We start from the raw sequence: 16,097 nt of genomic DNA, 5'->3' as shown, positions 1-16,097 counted from the left end.
AATATTAGCAAAAATTCCCCCCTCTCCTCGCAGGAGAGGGGTTGGGGGAGAGGTCACAAAAGAATCTGTCTCTATCTCCCCTGCTCCCCTACTGCCCCTTACATATTTCTAATTTCGCCCCTGTAGCGCAGGCTTCTTCCGCCATTCCTAAAGCCACACCGTCAAATACAGGGGTCGCCCATTGTCTCCCGGCTTGAATAGACCCCGCCCGTTGAATAATTTCTGCGGCCTGGGCAACTTCAATAATAGCCACTTTAGGATTATATTCCGCCGCCCTTTCAATCATCGGATGCCAAGCCAAAGAATGACCCTCACGATTATTTTTCCCCCCACGAACTCTCGGCCCAATATTAACTAAACCCTGCTGTTGATAAAACCCAACTAAACGGTTTTGGATGCGATATTCCCACCATAAATCTCGTTGATGGAGTCCCGTAACTAACATTTGAGCACCAGGACGGGGGTTAGCAGCATTTGCCACATTAGCATCGGCGGTTAAAACCACCGTTTGCACCGAAGAATTTCCCTTATGAACTCCGGCAATAAAATGTTCTAAAGCTTGAAATCCATCTATATTTTCTCCATACATAGAAATCGTCGGAGTTAACACATAAAACCCTAACGCTTCTAACCGTCGTTTCATTTCTTCAACCGTAATAGAATTCCAAATTCGACCCACGGAAACACCGTTAACACTGGCCCCGGATTGTACACCATTGCTAGTATATTGCATCGGTAAAATTGCAATCGGTTTGTTAGTATTAATCCGAATTGGAGCCACATCAGCATGAGTCCAATTTTCTCCAGTGTAATTGTAGCGAACTCGATAAATCCCCTGTCCGGCTTCATATTCATAAGACCGACCATCTTCTAAAATCGCCACGGTTTCTGTTGAGTTGGAGTTTTGACAAGCAGAAACAGAATTCGGACAAGGGTTAGGATTCTGTGCATTTACTGGGTAAGAAAAGCCTAAAATTAGGGAAGTTAAACAGAGGGCAATTTTTGTTTTCATAAGTTAATTTAAAGAATGATTCAAGGTTCAACAGAGGACTTTAACATAAATCAGGAAAATTGAATCAAATCAAGCTGGTTTAATCATATTTTTTAGGCTTAAACTGAATAAATAAGCACAACCCGCGACTAAAATAATCGTTGCACCGGAGGTTAAATTAAGAAAGTAGGAAATTCCTAAGCCTAGGGTGGTAAAAACTATTCCTAAAATACTGGATAATAGCATCATTTGTTTTAAGTCTTTAACAAATTGTCCTGAAATTGCCGCCGGAATAGTTAATAAAGCAATCACCAAAATTAAACCTACAACTTTCATCACCATCACCACGGTTAAGGCGATGGCAACTATTAACATAAGATAAAGTTGGTCAACTGGTAAATTCCGAGTTTCGGCAAAAACTGGGTCAAAAGAAATTGCTACTAATTCTTTATAAAATAAAATAATCATCACCCCAATTAAAATATTTAAGATTAACATTAGAATTAAATCCGATTGGGGGACGGTGAGAATACTGCCAAATAAATAACTCATTAAATCCACTTTATAACCAGGGGTTAAGTCAATAAAAATAATCCCAATTGCCATTCCTATTGCCCACATCACCCCAATAATAGTATCTGCCCGTTGTTGGGTTTTACGATATACTAACCCCATTCCTAGGGCAGAAATGACAGAAAATATAATTGCTCCTAATACGGGACTAAATTTAAAAAAGTAACCCATACCAATGCCTCCATAAGCTGCATGGGCAATTCCTCCACTAATAAAAACAATCCGATTCACAACAACAAATGTGCCAATCATGCCACAGGCAATACTAACTAAAAGTCCTGCTATTAAAGCATTTCTCATAAATTCAAATTCAAACAATTTAATTAATTCTGTTAGCATTATTTTTGATTATAGAAAATGGAATAGACTAGAAAATCGTCAGCTATATTTTCTCCAAATTCCCCCCTTTTTAATGGGTTAGGGGGGTAACTCCTTAATCGACTCTAACCTCCTAAATTAACTAAAACAACGCCCCAATCGAACGCCCCATATTTTCAAGTTTCATCGCTTCTATTGCGGCTGTTGGTTCATAACCACAGTGAACCATACAATCTACACATTTAGGATTTCCGCTTGATTTACCGTATTGTTCCCAGTCGGTTTTTTCCAGTAATTCTTGATAGCTGGAATAGTAACCTTCATTTAATAAATAACAGGGTTTTTGCCATCCTAAAACACTATAACTCGGACTTCCCCATGGAGTACAATCATAGTCTTTTTCTCCGATGAGAAAATCTAAGAATAAAGGATTATGATTAAAATTCCATTTCTTTTTACCTGATTGATAGGGAGATAAAATTTCACGGAATAAGGCTTTAGTTTGTTCTCGTTTTAGGAAATGTTCTTGGTCGGGTGCCCATTCATAACTATAACCAGGAGAAATCATCATCCCATCTAAACCCAAACTCTCCAGAAAATCAAAGAATTTCTGCATTTCTTCCGGCTTAGTTCCAGCAAATACTGTTGTATTAGTTGTAACTCTAAATCCTTTTGATTTAGCAACTTTAATCGCTTTTACTGCAATTTCAAACACGCCTTCTCGGTCTACACAGTGGTCATGATGTTCTTTTAAACCATCTAAATGCACACTAAAAGTTAAATAGGGAGAAGGTTTAAATTTTTCTAAACTTTTTTCAAGTAAAATTCCATTAGTACACAAATAAATAAACTTTTTGCGAGCAACTAAACCCTCAACAATTTGATCAATTTGTGGGTGTAATAAAGGTTCACCCCCAGGAATTGAAACCACTGGTGCGCCACATTCTTCCACAGCTTTAAAACAGTCTTCTGGGCTTAAATTTTGCTTGAGAATTTCTTTTGGATGTTGAATTTTTCCACAGCCAGAGCAGGCTAAATTACAACGAAATAAAGGTTCCAACATTAACACTAGGGGGAATTTTTTTCGCCCCATTAACCGTTGCATGAATAAATATTTACCAACGGTGATTGCTTGTTCAATTTGAATGGCCATTTTTTTGTTCACCTTAAATAAATTTAGAATTGGGTTAATCTAAAATCACCCTAACCCATCAACATACCCTTGTGTTATAAACCAATTAACGGCATCTTTCAAGGCAATTTTAATTGAAGATTGAGGTAAACCCAATTCTTGAACCGCTTTTGAGGGATTATAATACATCGGTTGTCTTGACATTTTAACGCCATCTAAGGGGAGAGAAGGTTTTTTTCCTAAATTAGCTAAAATCATTTCATCGACCCACGCTATGCCCAAGGGAAGCCAAACTGGGATGGTTTTTTCAGGGGCGGGTAATCCGGTTATTTCTGACAATAAATCTAAGAATTGTTTTAAAGTTAAATTTTGATTACCTAAAATATAACGTTCTCCGGTTTTGCCTTTTTCTAAAGCCAGTAAATGACCTTGGGCGACATCTCTAACATCAATAAAATTCAATCCAGTATTAACATAAGCGGGCATTTTTCGGCGGAGAAATCGTAAAATTAAATCCCCCGTTGGCGTGGGTTTAATATCCCAAGGGCCAATGGGTGTACTAGGATTAACAATCACAATATCCTGACCTAATTTTACCGCATTTTGGGCTTCCTGTTCTGCCCAATATTTAGATTTTTTATAATATCCAACTAAATTTTCAACTGGACTTTGATAGGTTTCATTAACAGCAACTCCAGGTTTTACTCCAATAGCAGCAACGGAACTGGTATAAATTGTTCGTTCAATTCCCGCTTGTCTAGCGGCGGCTAAAATATTACGAGTTCCGATAATATTATACTGTTCTAATAATAATCTATCCCGTTGCCAAAGGGAATAATGGGCCGCACAATGAAATAAAACTTGACAACCTTTTAAAGATTGAGATAAGTTAGCATCTGTTAAGTTTCCTTCAACAATTTCAACCTCTAAATTTTTCAAGTTATCTAAATTACTCTCAGGACGAACTAACACCCGAACTGCATAATTATTTTGCAATAATAATCTAATTAAATTCGCCCCAATAAACCCCGTTCCACCCGTTACAAATACTTTCATTATATCTTAGTGTCTTTGTGGTTTATTTCTATAAACTTTGTTTCTTAAATCGTTTTTTAATCTTTAACCATTCATCTTCTAAAAACGTATTTAAAACCGGAACAACAATTAAACTTAATAAAGTAGAAGTGATTAAACCCCCAATAATCGCAACGGCCATCGGTTGTCTTAATTCTGACCCTGCACCTAATCCTAACGCAATTGGTAACATTCCCAAAATCGTCGAAGCGGTAGTCATCACAATGGGTCTTAAACGTACAACTCCCGTCTCAATAATTGCCTGATTTCGACCCATACCTTTTTGACGTAATTGGTTAATATAATCCATCAATAATAACACATTTTTATCTAATAATCCTAACAGGAAAATCAACCCAATTAAAGAAATAATGCCAAAATCACTTTGAGTGATTAATAAAGCTAACATTGCTCCCACTAAACACAAAGGAAGCGTTAACCCAACTACCGCAGGTTCTACCCAACGACCAAATAATAAGAATAGCAACCCTAACATACAAATAACAGAAAATAAAAGAGTTACCAGAAAGCTATTTAAAACTTGACCAATTCTGGCAGAATCTCCAGTTAATTTTAAGGTAACTCCATTAGAAATTAAAGGTTGAGCAATCTCAATAACTTGATTTGTCGCATCCCCTAATAATTGACCTTGGCTTAAATTAGCAGTAATATAAGCCGCCCGTTGACCGTTAAATCGTTCAATTTGGTTGATAGTATTAGATATATTTTCTTCACCCGTTACCCGAACATCCACAAAACCCGGTAATTTTGCGACTTTTTCTTTAATGGTTTTGGCTATATTATTTAATTGTTGAATATCCTCTCCAACTAACACAATTTGTAGGGGTTTTTCATCCCCTGTTTCTACAAATTGAATATCTTCCACACTGATAGTAACGTTATTAATTTTGGGCAAATTTGAACGAATTTGATCTTGAGCTTCTAAGGTTGTTAGTTGACGATTATTTTTTAGTTTGACATAAATTCTACCTTTATTTGGTTGTCCTTTAATTCCAATAATTGTTAAGGCTTTTTCAACATCGGGAGTATTCAAAACCACCGTTTCTATTTTTTCGGCGGTCGTGCGAGTTTTTCTCAGAAATAGTTGAATTGGATTTCTGGCTAAATCTGTTAACCAATCAAACGCTCCTTGCTGTTGAAATATATCATTGGAGTTAGAGGCGGGTTGTGGCTCGTCTGGCGCGGCGGCGGAGGAGACGCGCCGTGGCTCGTCTCTACGTTGAAGATTAGAAATTTGAGGGAGAGGATAGGAATAATTAATCACAAATTCTCCCCTATCGAGTCGCGGTAAAAACCCTTGGGGGACAAAAGGAATTAAGGCTAAACCAGCAACAAAACTCAAAATAGCGATTAGAATAACTCGTTTTCGGTGGCTGAGTGACCATTGCAATAATCGACGATAACTTTCGATAATTGGGTTGGGTTTGGGAGTATAATTTTCCGGTCTACTTTTTGCGGGTTTTAACCAATAAACTGCTAAAACTGGAGATAAAGTTCTGGCGACTAATAATGATATAACTACAGCCGAAGAAATCGTTAAAGCAAAGGGTTTAAAAAACTGTCCTAACGCATCTCCCATAAAGGCTACGGGGAGGAAAACTGCTACAATTGTTAAGGTGGAAGCTGTCACCGTTAACCCAATTTCATCTGTTCCTTTTATCGCGGCTTCTCTGGGTGTTTCTCCAGCATCAATTAATCTGGCAATATTCTCTACATCAACAATAGCATCATCTATAACAATTCCAATTACTAATGCTAAGGCTAATAGGGTTATTGTTTCTAAGTTGAATCCAGCAATTGCCATCACAATGCAGGTTCCTAATAAAGAAGTAGGAATAGCTAAAGCGGTAATTAAAGTTGCCCTAAAATTCCTTAAAAATGGAAATACAATGGCAATGGCTAAAACAATTGCTAACAATAATTCATTAATTGTAGAATTGGTAGCTTCTCTAATATAATCGGCTTGGGTTTCTGCTAAAATTAGCTTGACATCTGTTAATTTATTTTGTATACTATTAATGGTATTTTCAACTTGATTAACTACTTCTAAGGTATTGGCATCACTGCGTTTTACCACCTGAAACGCTAAGACATTTTCCCCATTATATCTAACTAAAGTTTGCGGGTCTTGAATTAACGTTTGAGAACTGGATAAGGAGGCAATATCCTTTTTCGCCTCCCGACTTAATCCATCTCCTAATAGATTAACTTTTAACACCCCTGGTAAATCTTTGAGTTGGGGAATAATTGCACTTTTAGTAATTGTGGTTAATTCTTTTAAGGTTTTGCTTTCGCTTTTAATTGCGTAAGTAATTGCCGTTGATTCGTTTAAGTTTAAAGGAATTATATTATAAGTAGTTTCAGCAGGTAATTGAATAGTTTTTAAAGCTGTTTCCACTTGATTTGTTGAGGATTCTAAACTGGTTCCCACTAAAAATGCTAAACTAACAATACTCCTACCTGGATAAGTCGATGAACGGAAATCATAGACCCCAGGAATAGATTTTACCCCCGTTTCAATCGGTAAAGTAACCTTTAATTCCGTGTCCGTTGCGGTAGAAATGGGTGCAGTGGTACTCACAATTACCACCGGAAATGTCACCTCTGGAAATAAGGCATATTTGAGATGACTAAATGCCAAAATTCCGGCTATAATTACCCCAATCCAAAACCCAATTGCAATTCGAGGATGAGCGATACAAGCGCGAGAAATATTAAACTGTTCTCGCATAGCAGGTTTGAGAGGAGACTGAATCATAGCAAAGATTGACAATAAATGATTATTCAAAAAATTATTATCTTCTTTAAGATAAACCTGAAATAATTAATTTGCAAAATTAAGTTTATTGGAGCAATTTTTCAGCACATTCAATCCCAACATCCACAAACTCATCAGGGGATTCTTTTGTCTTTTGAGCTTGAGTATAAATTTTTATAAACTGATCAAAACTGTACCGAGATTGAAATTGATTAATCGTACATTGACAAACAGTTTTCGCCTGTTGCTGGGTTAAACCTTCTTGAACACTGCGTTGACTACAACCACTGATATAAGTATTAACAATTTCTTGGGGATATTGATATTTAGGTTTGGGTTGAGTAGAATTATTTTGAGCCAGGGTGGAAACCGGATAGAGTCCTAAAGCCAAGAATAATATAAAATACAATAGACGAACAACGACGAAAGGACTGATAATATTCATAAAGGATTGGTTTTAAATGAATTGGCGACCATTACAATTAAAACATAAATTGTGCCTAAAAATTTTACTCCTAGGTGTTATTATTCTATTGATCACGTTTTCGAGTAGTGTTTGGCATCAATTCCAGAAGCTATCTGTCGCCTCCGGGCAACCTGTGGATACATTTTTCGTCCTGGGGGGAAGTATTAAACGGGAAATGTATGTCACCGAACTAGCAAAACAAAATCCCGATATTCGGATTTTAATTTCAACCGGATCAGATGATCCCTGTATTTTAAAATTATTTGAACGCGAACAAGCTCCGACGCAACAAGTTTGGTTAGAAAAGTGTGCAAATTCTACTTTTGATAATTTTTTTTATAGTCAACCTATTCTGAGCAAATGGCAGACTCATCATGTTAAATTAATTACCTCTCCCACCCATTTACCCAGGGCAAAATGGATGGCTCAAATTATGTTAGGATCTCATGGAATTTGGGTAGATGTGGAGACAGTAAAAGAAACCGGAGTTCCTGCAAATCGGGAATTGTGGCTAAAAACAGGAATGGATGTAACCCGAACTTTTTTATGGGCGTTAGCAAGTCAAGTGATTCAACCCTCCTGTTCTAATCTAACTCAACTTGAGGAAGTGAATCTGAAAAAGTGGTGTCAAGAAAAATTTAGCTGTGAATATCAAAGTGGGATTGATTCTAAATCAATTTGTCAGGAAAAGCAACCCTAATTAGAGCTTAACTTTACATGAACTTTTGACAAAAAAGTCCCTCAACCTGACCTATCATCGGTATTATAAGCCCTAAAATTTCAGCCATCAATATAAAGATTGAGTTAAAGATTTAATTAAGATTATTAGAATCTGCTTCAAGTTCAGGAAATCCGTGATTAAAATATGTCATTATGCCAACAGATATTACGGCGATAGGCAACTTGATTGAATATCAGAATCCTCTAAATTATCTGAAAAGCAATCGGTGCTGTTAGACCTTGGTTTTTACTCAATTGGTGCTTGACTCTTGTTTGTAGGAGTCTCCCTTATCAATGGGATCTCACCGGACAACTGTTAACCCCCCCCAACCCCCCTTGCTAAGGGGGGGGCTAGATTCCCGTTTGCTAAGGGGGGGGGCTAGATTCCCATTTGCGAAGGAGGTTTTGAAGGGACTAGAAAAGCCTAATTTGTATTCCTACGGGCTGCTTCATTGATTGCTAATCTACACTATTTATACCCTCAAAACCATGATCAAACCTAACTTAACTGAACGGGATCGGGCGTTTACACCTAGCCCTAAGACTTCTCAATATTTATTGATTGCCACCTTAGAAAATCTCTTAACACAAATCCAAGTCGATACCATTAATCTTGCAGCTTGGAGTCAACATTGGCATCTCCACTCGTTTCAACTAGGAGATTCTATTGATAATATAGCCATTTTTACCAAAAAAACAGTTAACAGTGAACCCAATCCAAAACCCCTGGTTTATTTAGTCGTTGAAGGTCGAGTCCGACTCCTAGCCTGGGACAAAAATCTAAATCGGGAGGTTTCAGTTTCAGTGATTGAACCCGGTGAAACCTTTGGCGGGGATCAAGCCGGATGGGAATACTCAAATTTATCTTATCAAGCGATCGCAGCCAGTGATGTGATTGTGGCTTCGATTCCTCTTGTCGAAATTCCAGCCCAGACCCAACTACAAACCCATCTAAAAACCACCATCGAAAGCCGACAACGGTTATTATTCTTCAAAACCCAAACGGACTGGCGACGGTTGGCCAGTCACCGACTACAAGAACTTTTATCCAACTGCACCCAACACCACATCAACGCCGGAACTCCCTTACAGTCAGCGATCCCAACCCAACAGAGCCGATTTTGGCTGTATCAAGGACAAATTACAGGCGCCGATACCGTTCCCCAGGTGGGCGACAGTTGGGGAGAACCCGATCCCATCCCCCCAGAATGGAGCGCGGCAACGGAGTTAGTAGTGTATCAACTTCCCGCAGAAACCTTACAGATAACATCTGTACAAGGTGGGAAATCTCCGATGCGGAAACAGCAGACAACAATAACGGTGTCCCCTCAACCCGCCACCGTTAAACCATCCCCGGTGATCGTTCCCCCAACCGCCCAAATCCTCAGCTTCCCAAAACCCAAACCTCAACGAGTCTGGCGAGGATTTTGGCAACGGTATCCATTTATACAACAACAAAGCTCCTCCGACTGTGGGATCGCTTGTTTGGCGATGATTAGTCAGTATTGGGGGAAATATTTAAGTATTAATAGCCTGCGTAATATTTCGGATGTAGGAAGATCTGGAGTCTCCTTAAAAAATCTCACCCTCACCTCAGAACGCTTAGGCTATCAAGCCCGACCTGTACGGGCAAGTTTGAATCGTTTAGAAACCGAAAAAAACCCTTGGATTGCCCATTGGCAGGGGGATCATTATATTGTGGTCTATAAAGTCCGTCGCCATCAAGTGGTGATTGCTGATCCGGCGGAGGGCAGAAAAACCCTCTCTCGTCAGGCGTTTTTAACCGGATGGACGGGCTATGCTTTACTTTTGGAACCTACGGAGCAATTCCATGAACTCAAAGAGCAGAAACGCTCTCTAGGTCGGTTTGCCGGGGTAATTTGGCCCCATCGGCTTTTGGGATTACAAATTGTTTTGTTATCCCTATTAATTCAGATATTTGGAATTGTAACTCCTTTATTAACCCAGATTATTTTAGATCGGGTTGTGGTGAATAAAAGCCTCACCAGTTTGAATGTATTTGCCTTGGGATTGTTATTATTTGGCGTGTGGAGTTTAGGGTTATCTTCGATTCGACAATATCTATTGAGTTACTTATCAAATCGTTTGGATTTAACCCTGATTGGTGGGTTTATTAACCACGCCCTACAACTTCCATTAAAGTTCTTTGAATCCCGCCGCGTCGGTGATATCCTTACCCGTGTTCAAGAAAATCAGAAAATTCAACGGTTTCTCGTCGGTCAAATTTTGTTGTCTGCGTTGAATGTTTTGACGGGGTTTGTGTATTTAGGGTTGATGCTTTATTACAACTGGAAACTCACAATTTTAATTTTAGGAATTGTGCCTTTAATTATTCTTCTAACCTTAGCAGCAACGCCAATGTTACGACATATTTCCCGTCAAGTATTTAATGCCTCTGCCGATCAAAATTCAACCTTAGTGGAAATTTTGACCGGAATTAATACGGTGAAAGCGGTATCGGCGGAACCGGAATTACGTTGGCGTTGGGAAGAAAAATTAACCAAACAGATGAATGTTCAGTTTAAAGCTCAGAAATTAGGGATTAATTTAGAATTTGTCAGTGGGTTAATTAATTCAATAGGAAGTACAGCCTTACTTTGGTTTGGTGCAACTTTAGTAATTCAAGATCAATTAACTATTGGTCAGTTTGTCGCCTTTAATATGATGCAGGGTTATGTAATTAGTCCGATTCTTGCCTTAGTAGGATTATGGGACGAATTACAAGAAGTATTAATTTCCGTAGAACGGTTAAATGATGTATTTGAACAAGAACCGGAAGAAACCCCGCAAAAACAATTAATTGTATTACCAAGAATCCAGGGAGAAATTCACTTTGATAACATTACTTTTCGTTATCAAGAAGATGCGGAAACCAATATTCTGCAAAATCTTTCTTTTAAATTTCCCCCCGGTCAAACCATTGCTATTGTTGGACGTAGTGGTTCAGGAAAAAGCACCCTAGTTAAATTACTACAAGGGTTGTATCATCCCACAACCGGACATATTTATGTAGATGGACATGAAATTCGCCATGTTTCCCCCCCTTCTTTACGGTCACAAATGGGGGTTGTTCCCCAGGACTGTTATTTATTTTCAGGAACCCTTTTAGAAAATATTACTCTTTATCGGGATGAATATACTTTGGATCAGGTAATTGAGGCAGCTAAATTAGCCGAAGTTCATGGATTTATTCAGGGTTTACCTTTAGGATATTATACCAAAGTTGGAGAACGGGGATCAAGTTTATCGGGAGGACAACGGCAACGAGTAGCGATCGCCAGAGCCTTATTAGGAAGTCCTCGAATTCTAATTTTAGATGAGGCTACCAGTTCTTTAGATACCGAAAGTGAAAGCCGTTTTCAACGCAATTTAGAACAAATGCAACGAGATGGCGTAGCCGCCGCCTTGCGGCATCGCACCACGATTATTATTGCCCATCGTCTCTCAACCGTGAGAAGTGCCGATTGTATTTTAGTTATAGACAAAGGTATTTTAGTTGAACAGGGCAACCATGAACACCTAATGGCAACTCAAGGACTCTATTACCATTTAGCCCAGCAACAACTGGCTTTATAGCCCAGGGCAATTGCGTGACTTCTCCCCCAACCCCTCTCCTACAAGGAGAGGGGGGAAGAATTCTTACTATTAAATCTTAAAATAAAAAGATTTAAAAATATTAATTACTCCCCCTTCCGAATAAAAATATTCTTCCTTTTCCCTCTCCTTGTAGGAGAGGGCAGGGAGAGGTCGGGAAGGGGGCTGGGGGGTTAGGTCTTAGGATTTATCATCAAAAATAAAACCGCCCCAAATCCTAAGCTCATCTTCTCCGATCTGCTATTTTAAAAAATTTCTGTAACAAATGTGCCAAATTGGCAGTTTAAAATCAAAAGTTACCCTAGTATAAATACAGAGGATTTTGATAAAAACAAGAACACTGGCCTAAACGTAAGATCACTTAAACCCTAGAGACTGGTTATAGGGTGCTTGTATGCGTTTGTTAGTCTCAACCACCTGTAATCAGTCGCTGCTTTTTGTTAACAGTCGATTTGACCTAATCTCATTTTAAAAAAACAATTAAAGTTAGCCAGTTTTTACATAACCCTATGAAACCGTACAAACTGTTCTCCTACTTCAGTAAAAATACTGATGATTCAGACTCCCAATTGTCTGTAACCTCACAGGAGGAATACTTAGAGGATCTGCAATTTAGTCTGGAACAGACAAAACTAACCGATCATATTTATGGCGGTATAGCGGGTTCTGTTCCCTTTCCTCAACTTGCACCCCCCCAAAAAATCCCCAAAAAATCTCCTCCTCCAGCTAGTGTTCCCACGGCGAAACCAGACTGGTCAAATGCCTTACAGTCCCTACTGGATCAACCCCCGGCGTCTTTTCCCCTGCAATTAATGTTAGGAGGATTTGTTTTTTGTATCGCCTTTGGTGCATGGGGATATTTCGGAACCGTTGATGAAGTCGGTCAAGCTAGAGGGAAATTAGCACCCCAAGGAGAAGTTTACAAAATCCATCCCGTTGAGTTGGGAAAAGTTTCTCTAATTTCGATTAAAGAAGGGCAAACTGTTAAAAAAGGTCAGGTTTTAGCCGAACTAGATCGACAAATTGCCACCCAAGAATTAGCGGGATTACAACAACAACTCACCGCCTTTCAAGCCGAACTAACTCAAAAACAAGGGTTAATTGAACGGATTCATTTAGAAGCCCAAACCCAAGCCGCGATCGCCACGGCTCAACTTCAATCTCAACAAGCCAGTATTGAACGAGTTGAAAGCCAAATTACATCGAATCAACGGTTACTAGGTCAACTCAATTTTGAGGCGTCAGCAACTCAAAAACGAGTTGAATCTTTACAACCCTTAAAGGCAGAAACTCAAAGCCTAATTGAAAAATTGCAGGAGGGAGAATCAGCGGCTAAAGAACGACTAGAACGGCTACAACCTCTGTTAGAAAGTGGTGCTATTTCTAAAGACCTATTATTTCAAGCCGAACAAAACTTGCGGGATCAACAAAGAGGCATTGTTCAAGCTCAATTATCAGAAAAAAATAGTACCCAAGAACTGATTTTTCAAGCGGAACAAGGTTTTCGGGATCGACAAAGATTAATCACCCAATCTCAAGGAGAATTAAAACAATCTCAAGTTGAAATTGAACGATTAAATGCGGAATTAGCCCAGAAACAAGCGGAGGCAAAAACAATTCAAGTCGCAACCCAGCAAAAAATTCAACAAACTGAGTTAGAAGTAACTCAATTAAAAGCGCAAATTACAAATACTCAAAATTTAATTACAACGGCTGAAGCTAAACTTCAAGAACGATATCTCTATTCTCCCATTGATGGAGTTATTTCTGCCTTGAATGTGTTTAATGTGGGAGAAGTCATTCAACCCGGACAAACCGTGGCTGAAATTACGCCCAAAAATGCACCCCTAATTTTAACAGCTAGTCTCCCGAATGAGAAAGCTGGATTTGTGAAAACCGGAATGTCGGTTAAAGTCAAATTCGATGCTTATCCCTATCAAAATTATGGGGTATTTGAAGGAACAGTTCGCTCAATTTCACCCGATACAAAAGTCGATCAAGCAGTCGGGTCAGTTTATAAATTAGAAATTGTCTTAAAAAAAGACTACGTTTTGCAAAAGGATCAGAAAATTCAGTTAAAATCTGGACAAACGGCTAGTGCGGATATTATTATTCGTCGTCGTCGGATTATGGATATTCTACTTAATCCCATTCTGCAATTGCAGAAAAATGGCATAGATTTGTAGAACACTATTTACTAATTAGGAGTGCAAGAAATGTCTGCTCAATATTCCTACAATAACTCGAAAGTCGCTAAAGCGATGAGTGAAGAACAATTTGAACAAATCCTAGATGCGATTTTATCGGGAAAGTATTCTTGGGCTTGTGTTTTAATCCTGCGTTTTGCCGGATATAATCCACTGCATTATATTCCCTATCGCACCTATAACCGACTGGCTAAGGATAATAATTCTAATTCTCAGTCTCAAGGTAATCCGACATCTGTTAAGTCAAGTGCTCACACCCAGACTATACCTTCTGGTGCGGGCAAAGTTCGGGACTTAACCTATTTGGAGCCTATTCCTGAATTGAGTCGGGGGGTTTCGGGAGGATTTCGGCATTTAGAGGTTGTCGAGAACTTCTATAGTCCTTAGAAACTGCACTAAACGACCGATCCAACTTTAACCTTCTGTTCGCCTAAGTTTAAAATCATTTTTTTGAGTCTGTTTTTCACTTTTTTAAAAAAATCCGCTTTTCCACATCTTTTCATCTTTTATACAACCTGTGTTCAAGCAGGTTTTTTTTTGGAAAATATAAAAAAACTGCCAAAATGACAACAATTATTCCGAAACGTAATTACAATACCATTTACACGACCTTGAATATTAAAGTTTGAATAAAACGAACTCCTCTGAAAGTTATTTCTGATTTTCAGAGCCTTATTTATGGTCGGTTTTTCAAAATCAATCCTTTTTCATCTATTGATTTCAACTCCAAAAAAATAATCTACAAATATGCCAAAATGGCAACACAGGCAAGAGAAACCAGATTATATTAGAAACATCAACAAACAAACAAAGTTGATACCCAAGTAAACCATTCTTTAGGAAAAAAACCATGTTTATTCAAGATTTAAACCATTTAGAAGTCGTTAACGAAGCATCCAATATCAAAGGCGGTATTGTTTTTGCTGATGCTTATGCTGGTGCTTATGCAAACGGTAACTACTTTGCTTCCACTTTTACCAGAACTTATACCGCTGCCTCTCAAGGGTCTAGCTGGTTCTTTGGAAGCTATACCTCCGCTAACTCTGAGTCTGTTAGTTCTTCGGCGGCTGCTTAATCAAATTCCGAATTTAGTTTGGATATAAAGCTAGTTGCAATACCATCGCTGAAAGCTAATTCAATTTAATCATTGAAAGCTTTCAGTGTTTTTATATTCTTTTGGAGAAATTTATGAGTCAGATCACCATTGCTAATTTGAGTTTTTGTGAAAATACGGGTACTAATGCACAGGAAATAAAAGGTGGCGGTTATTTTTCTGCTCCTTCTAAATCTGTCAGTACCGATCATAGTTCCAGTTACAATGCCTTCTACATTATTCAAAGATTTGATGACAGCTACTCGATATATGCTTCTTATGGTGGCTCTGCTGCTGGTGCGGTAGCTGGTGCGATTTCAGATGGAAATACATCTACCTATGCCTATGCTTCCAGCTATGCCAGTTAACCTCTGTGAAGGGGCTTTTTTTCTAATGATTCACTTTTTGATTAAGTAAAAATATTCAACAGATAAAAATCCCTATTCCTGATAAAATAGGGAATTTTTTATTTTAAACTTGTTAATCTAAAGTTAATTAGGATAACTAGAGGTTGAGGAAGAACTAGAACTCGATTTAGCCTGACTGTAACCATTAACAGATGAAATATTGACAAAAACACTTTGGCTAATTTCATTTTCTTGATCATCTGATGTTGAAACTATGCTTTTAGCCTCCGCAATAACTTTACCATCCGGTGAGACTATGCGTTTGAATACTACTTTATAGTTAGACATAATTTTAATACCAACTTATTAGAATGAAGCATAAAATAATTCATTAAGCTAATGTTGCCAAAATGGCAACATTTATCAAAATCATTTAGTTACACTTTGATTTAATAGCTTGTCTTGAAAAAGTTATTAAAGTTACCGACTTTGACAATGATCTTGCTACTACATTACTTAATTTTCTGTAACAGCAATGAGCAATATTACCAACAATTCTAACGATATTCCCGTTATCCTAGATGAACCTATAAATACAGTATCTCCGACCACTACAATTAACTCCCCCGATGCCAATTTTCAAGGGAGTAATTCTAGTTCCACTACTATTGTCAATGACATCGGTGCGGGGGGAGAAAGTCAAGCTACAACAATTTCCCCAACTGGAGAAGTTAAACAGAGTAGTGAGTCTGTGTTTATTCCTGGTGCTACTTCTAGTGAAG

14 protein-coding genes are annotated in these 16,097 nt (G+C 38.3%); 7 read left to right on the top strand and 7 right to left on the bottom strand.

Annotated features, from left to right (window positions below):
- Positions 1-88: 88 nt before the first annotated feature.
- The 6 genes from AC559H_RS04240 to AC559H_RS04215 all read right to left on the bottom strand — a co-directional run bounded on the left by AC559H_RS04240 (position 89) and on the right by AC559H_RS04215 (position 7,312).
- Positions 89-1,012 (bottom strand): hypothetical protein, encoded by a 924-nt coding sequence (locus AC559H_RS04240; protein ID WP_026786949.1) that lies wholly within the window; start codon positions 1,010-1,012, stop codon positions 89-91.
- Between the two features lie 69 nt (positions 1,013-1,081).
- Positions 1,082-1,903: a metal ABC transporter permease gene (locus AC559H_RS04235; protein ID WP_026786950.1), complete on the bottom strand. Its 822-nt coding sequence runs from the start codon at positions 1,901-1,903 to the stop codon at positions 1,082-1,084.
- 121 nt (positions 1,904-2,024) lie between these two features.
- Positions 2,025-3,035 carry an adenosyl-hopene transferase HpnH gene (gene hpnH / locus AC559H_RS04230; protein WP_026793828.1) on the bottom strand — a complete coding sequence of 337 codons (1,011 nt, stop codon included), beginning with the start codon at positions 3,033-3,035 and terminating at the stop codon, positions 2,025-2,027.
- Between the two features lie 45 nt (positions 3,036-3,080).
- On the bottom strand, positions 3,081-4,070 hold the full coding sequence (hpnA, locus tag AC559H_RS04225) for a hopanoid-associated sugar epimerase (protein ID WP_036833508.1): 990 nt from the start codon (positions 4,068-4,070) through the stop codon (positions 3,081-3,083).
- A gap of 28 nt (positions 4,071-4,098) precedes the next feature.
- Positions 4,099-6,867 carry an efflux RND transporter permease subunit gene (locus tag AC559H_RS04220; protein ID WP_026793826.1) on the bottom strand — a complete coding sequence of 923 codons (2,769 nt, stop codon included), beginning with the start codon at positions 6,865-6,867 and terminating at the stop codon, positions 4,099-4,101.
- 85 nt (positions 6,868-6,952) lie between these two features.
- Positions 6,953-7,312 carry a hypothetical protein gene (locus tag AC559H_RS04215; RefSeq protein WP_051319773.1) on the bottom strand — a complete coding sequence of 120 codons (360 nt, stop codon included), beginning with the start codon at positions 7,310-7,312 and terminating at the stop codon, positions 6,953-6,955.
- A gap of 16 nt (positions 7,313-7,328) precedes the next feature.
- On the opposite strand from AC559H_RS04215, the gene AC559H_RS04210 reads away from it, so the two are divergent.
- The 6 genes from AC559H_RS04210 to AC559H_RS04185 all read left to right on the top strand — a co-directional run bounded on the left by AC559H_RS04210 (position 7,329) and on the right by AC559H_RS04185 (position 15,336).
- Positions 7,329-8,033 (top strand): YdcF family protein, encoded by a 705-nt coding sequence (locus AC559H_RS04210; protein WP_026786955.1) that lies wholly within the window; start codon positions 7,329-7,331, stop codon positions 8,031-8,033.
- Positions 8,034-8,542: 509 nt separating this feature from the next.
- Positions 8,543-11,650, top strand: coding sequence for an ABC transporter transmembrane domain-containing protein (locus AC559H_RS04205; RefSeq protein ID WP_026793825.1), 3,108 nt, complete (start codon positions 8,543-8,545; stop codon positions 11,648-11,650).
- 587 nt (positions 11,651-12,237) lie between these two features.
- A complete protein-coding gene (locus AC559H_RS04200) occupies positions 12,238-13,854 on the top strand; it encodes a beta-barrel domain-containing protein (protein WP_051319774.1) in 1,617 nt (538 codons plus the stop codon).
- Between the two features lie 30 nt (positions 13,855-13,884).
- Positions 13,885-14,262, top strand: coding sequence for a HetP family heterocyst commitment protein (locus AC559H_RS04195; RefSeq protein ID WP_026793823.1), 378 nt, complete (start codon positions 13,885-13,887; stop codon positions 14,260-14,262).
- A gap of 463 nt (positions 14,263-14,725) precedes the next feature.
- A complete protein-coding gene (locus tag AC559H_RS04190; RefSeq protein ID WP_026793822.1) occupies positions 14,726-14,950 on the top strand; it encodes a hypothetical protein in 225 nt (74 codons plus the stop codon).
- 113 nt (positions 14,951-15,063) lie between these two features.
- A complete protein-coding gene (locus AC559H_RS04185) occupies positions 15,064-15,336 on the top strand; it encodes a hypothetical protein (protein WP_026793821.1) in 273 nt (90 codons plus the stop codon).
- A 123-nt stretch (positions 15,337-15,459) separates the two neighbouring features.
- Here AC559H_RS04185 and AC559H_RS04180 read toward each other — a convergent pair whose 3' ends face one another.
- Positions 15,460-15,663, bottom strand: a complete 204-nt coding sequence (locus tag AC559H_RS04180; protein WP_026793820.1) for a hypothetical protein — start codon at positions 15,661-15,663, stop codon at positions 15,460-15,462.
- Between the two features lie 187 nt (positions 15,664-15,850).
- Here AC559H_RS04180 and AC559H_RS04175 point away from each other — a divergent pair.
- Positions 15,851-16,097 (top strand): hypothetical protein (locus tag AC559H_RS04175; RefSeq protein WP_040957837.1); only part of this gene is annotated, 247 nt, incomplete at its 3' end.

It is taken from the genome of Planktothrix prolifica NIVA-CYA 540 (assembly GCF_963864145.1).
GTDB lineage: Bacteria > Cyanobacteriota > Cyanobacteriia > Cyanobacteriales > Microcoleaceae > Planktothrix > Planktothrix agardhii.
Note: the sequence above shows the minus strand (reverse complement) of the source record. Positions and strands in the feature narration are given on the sequence as shown.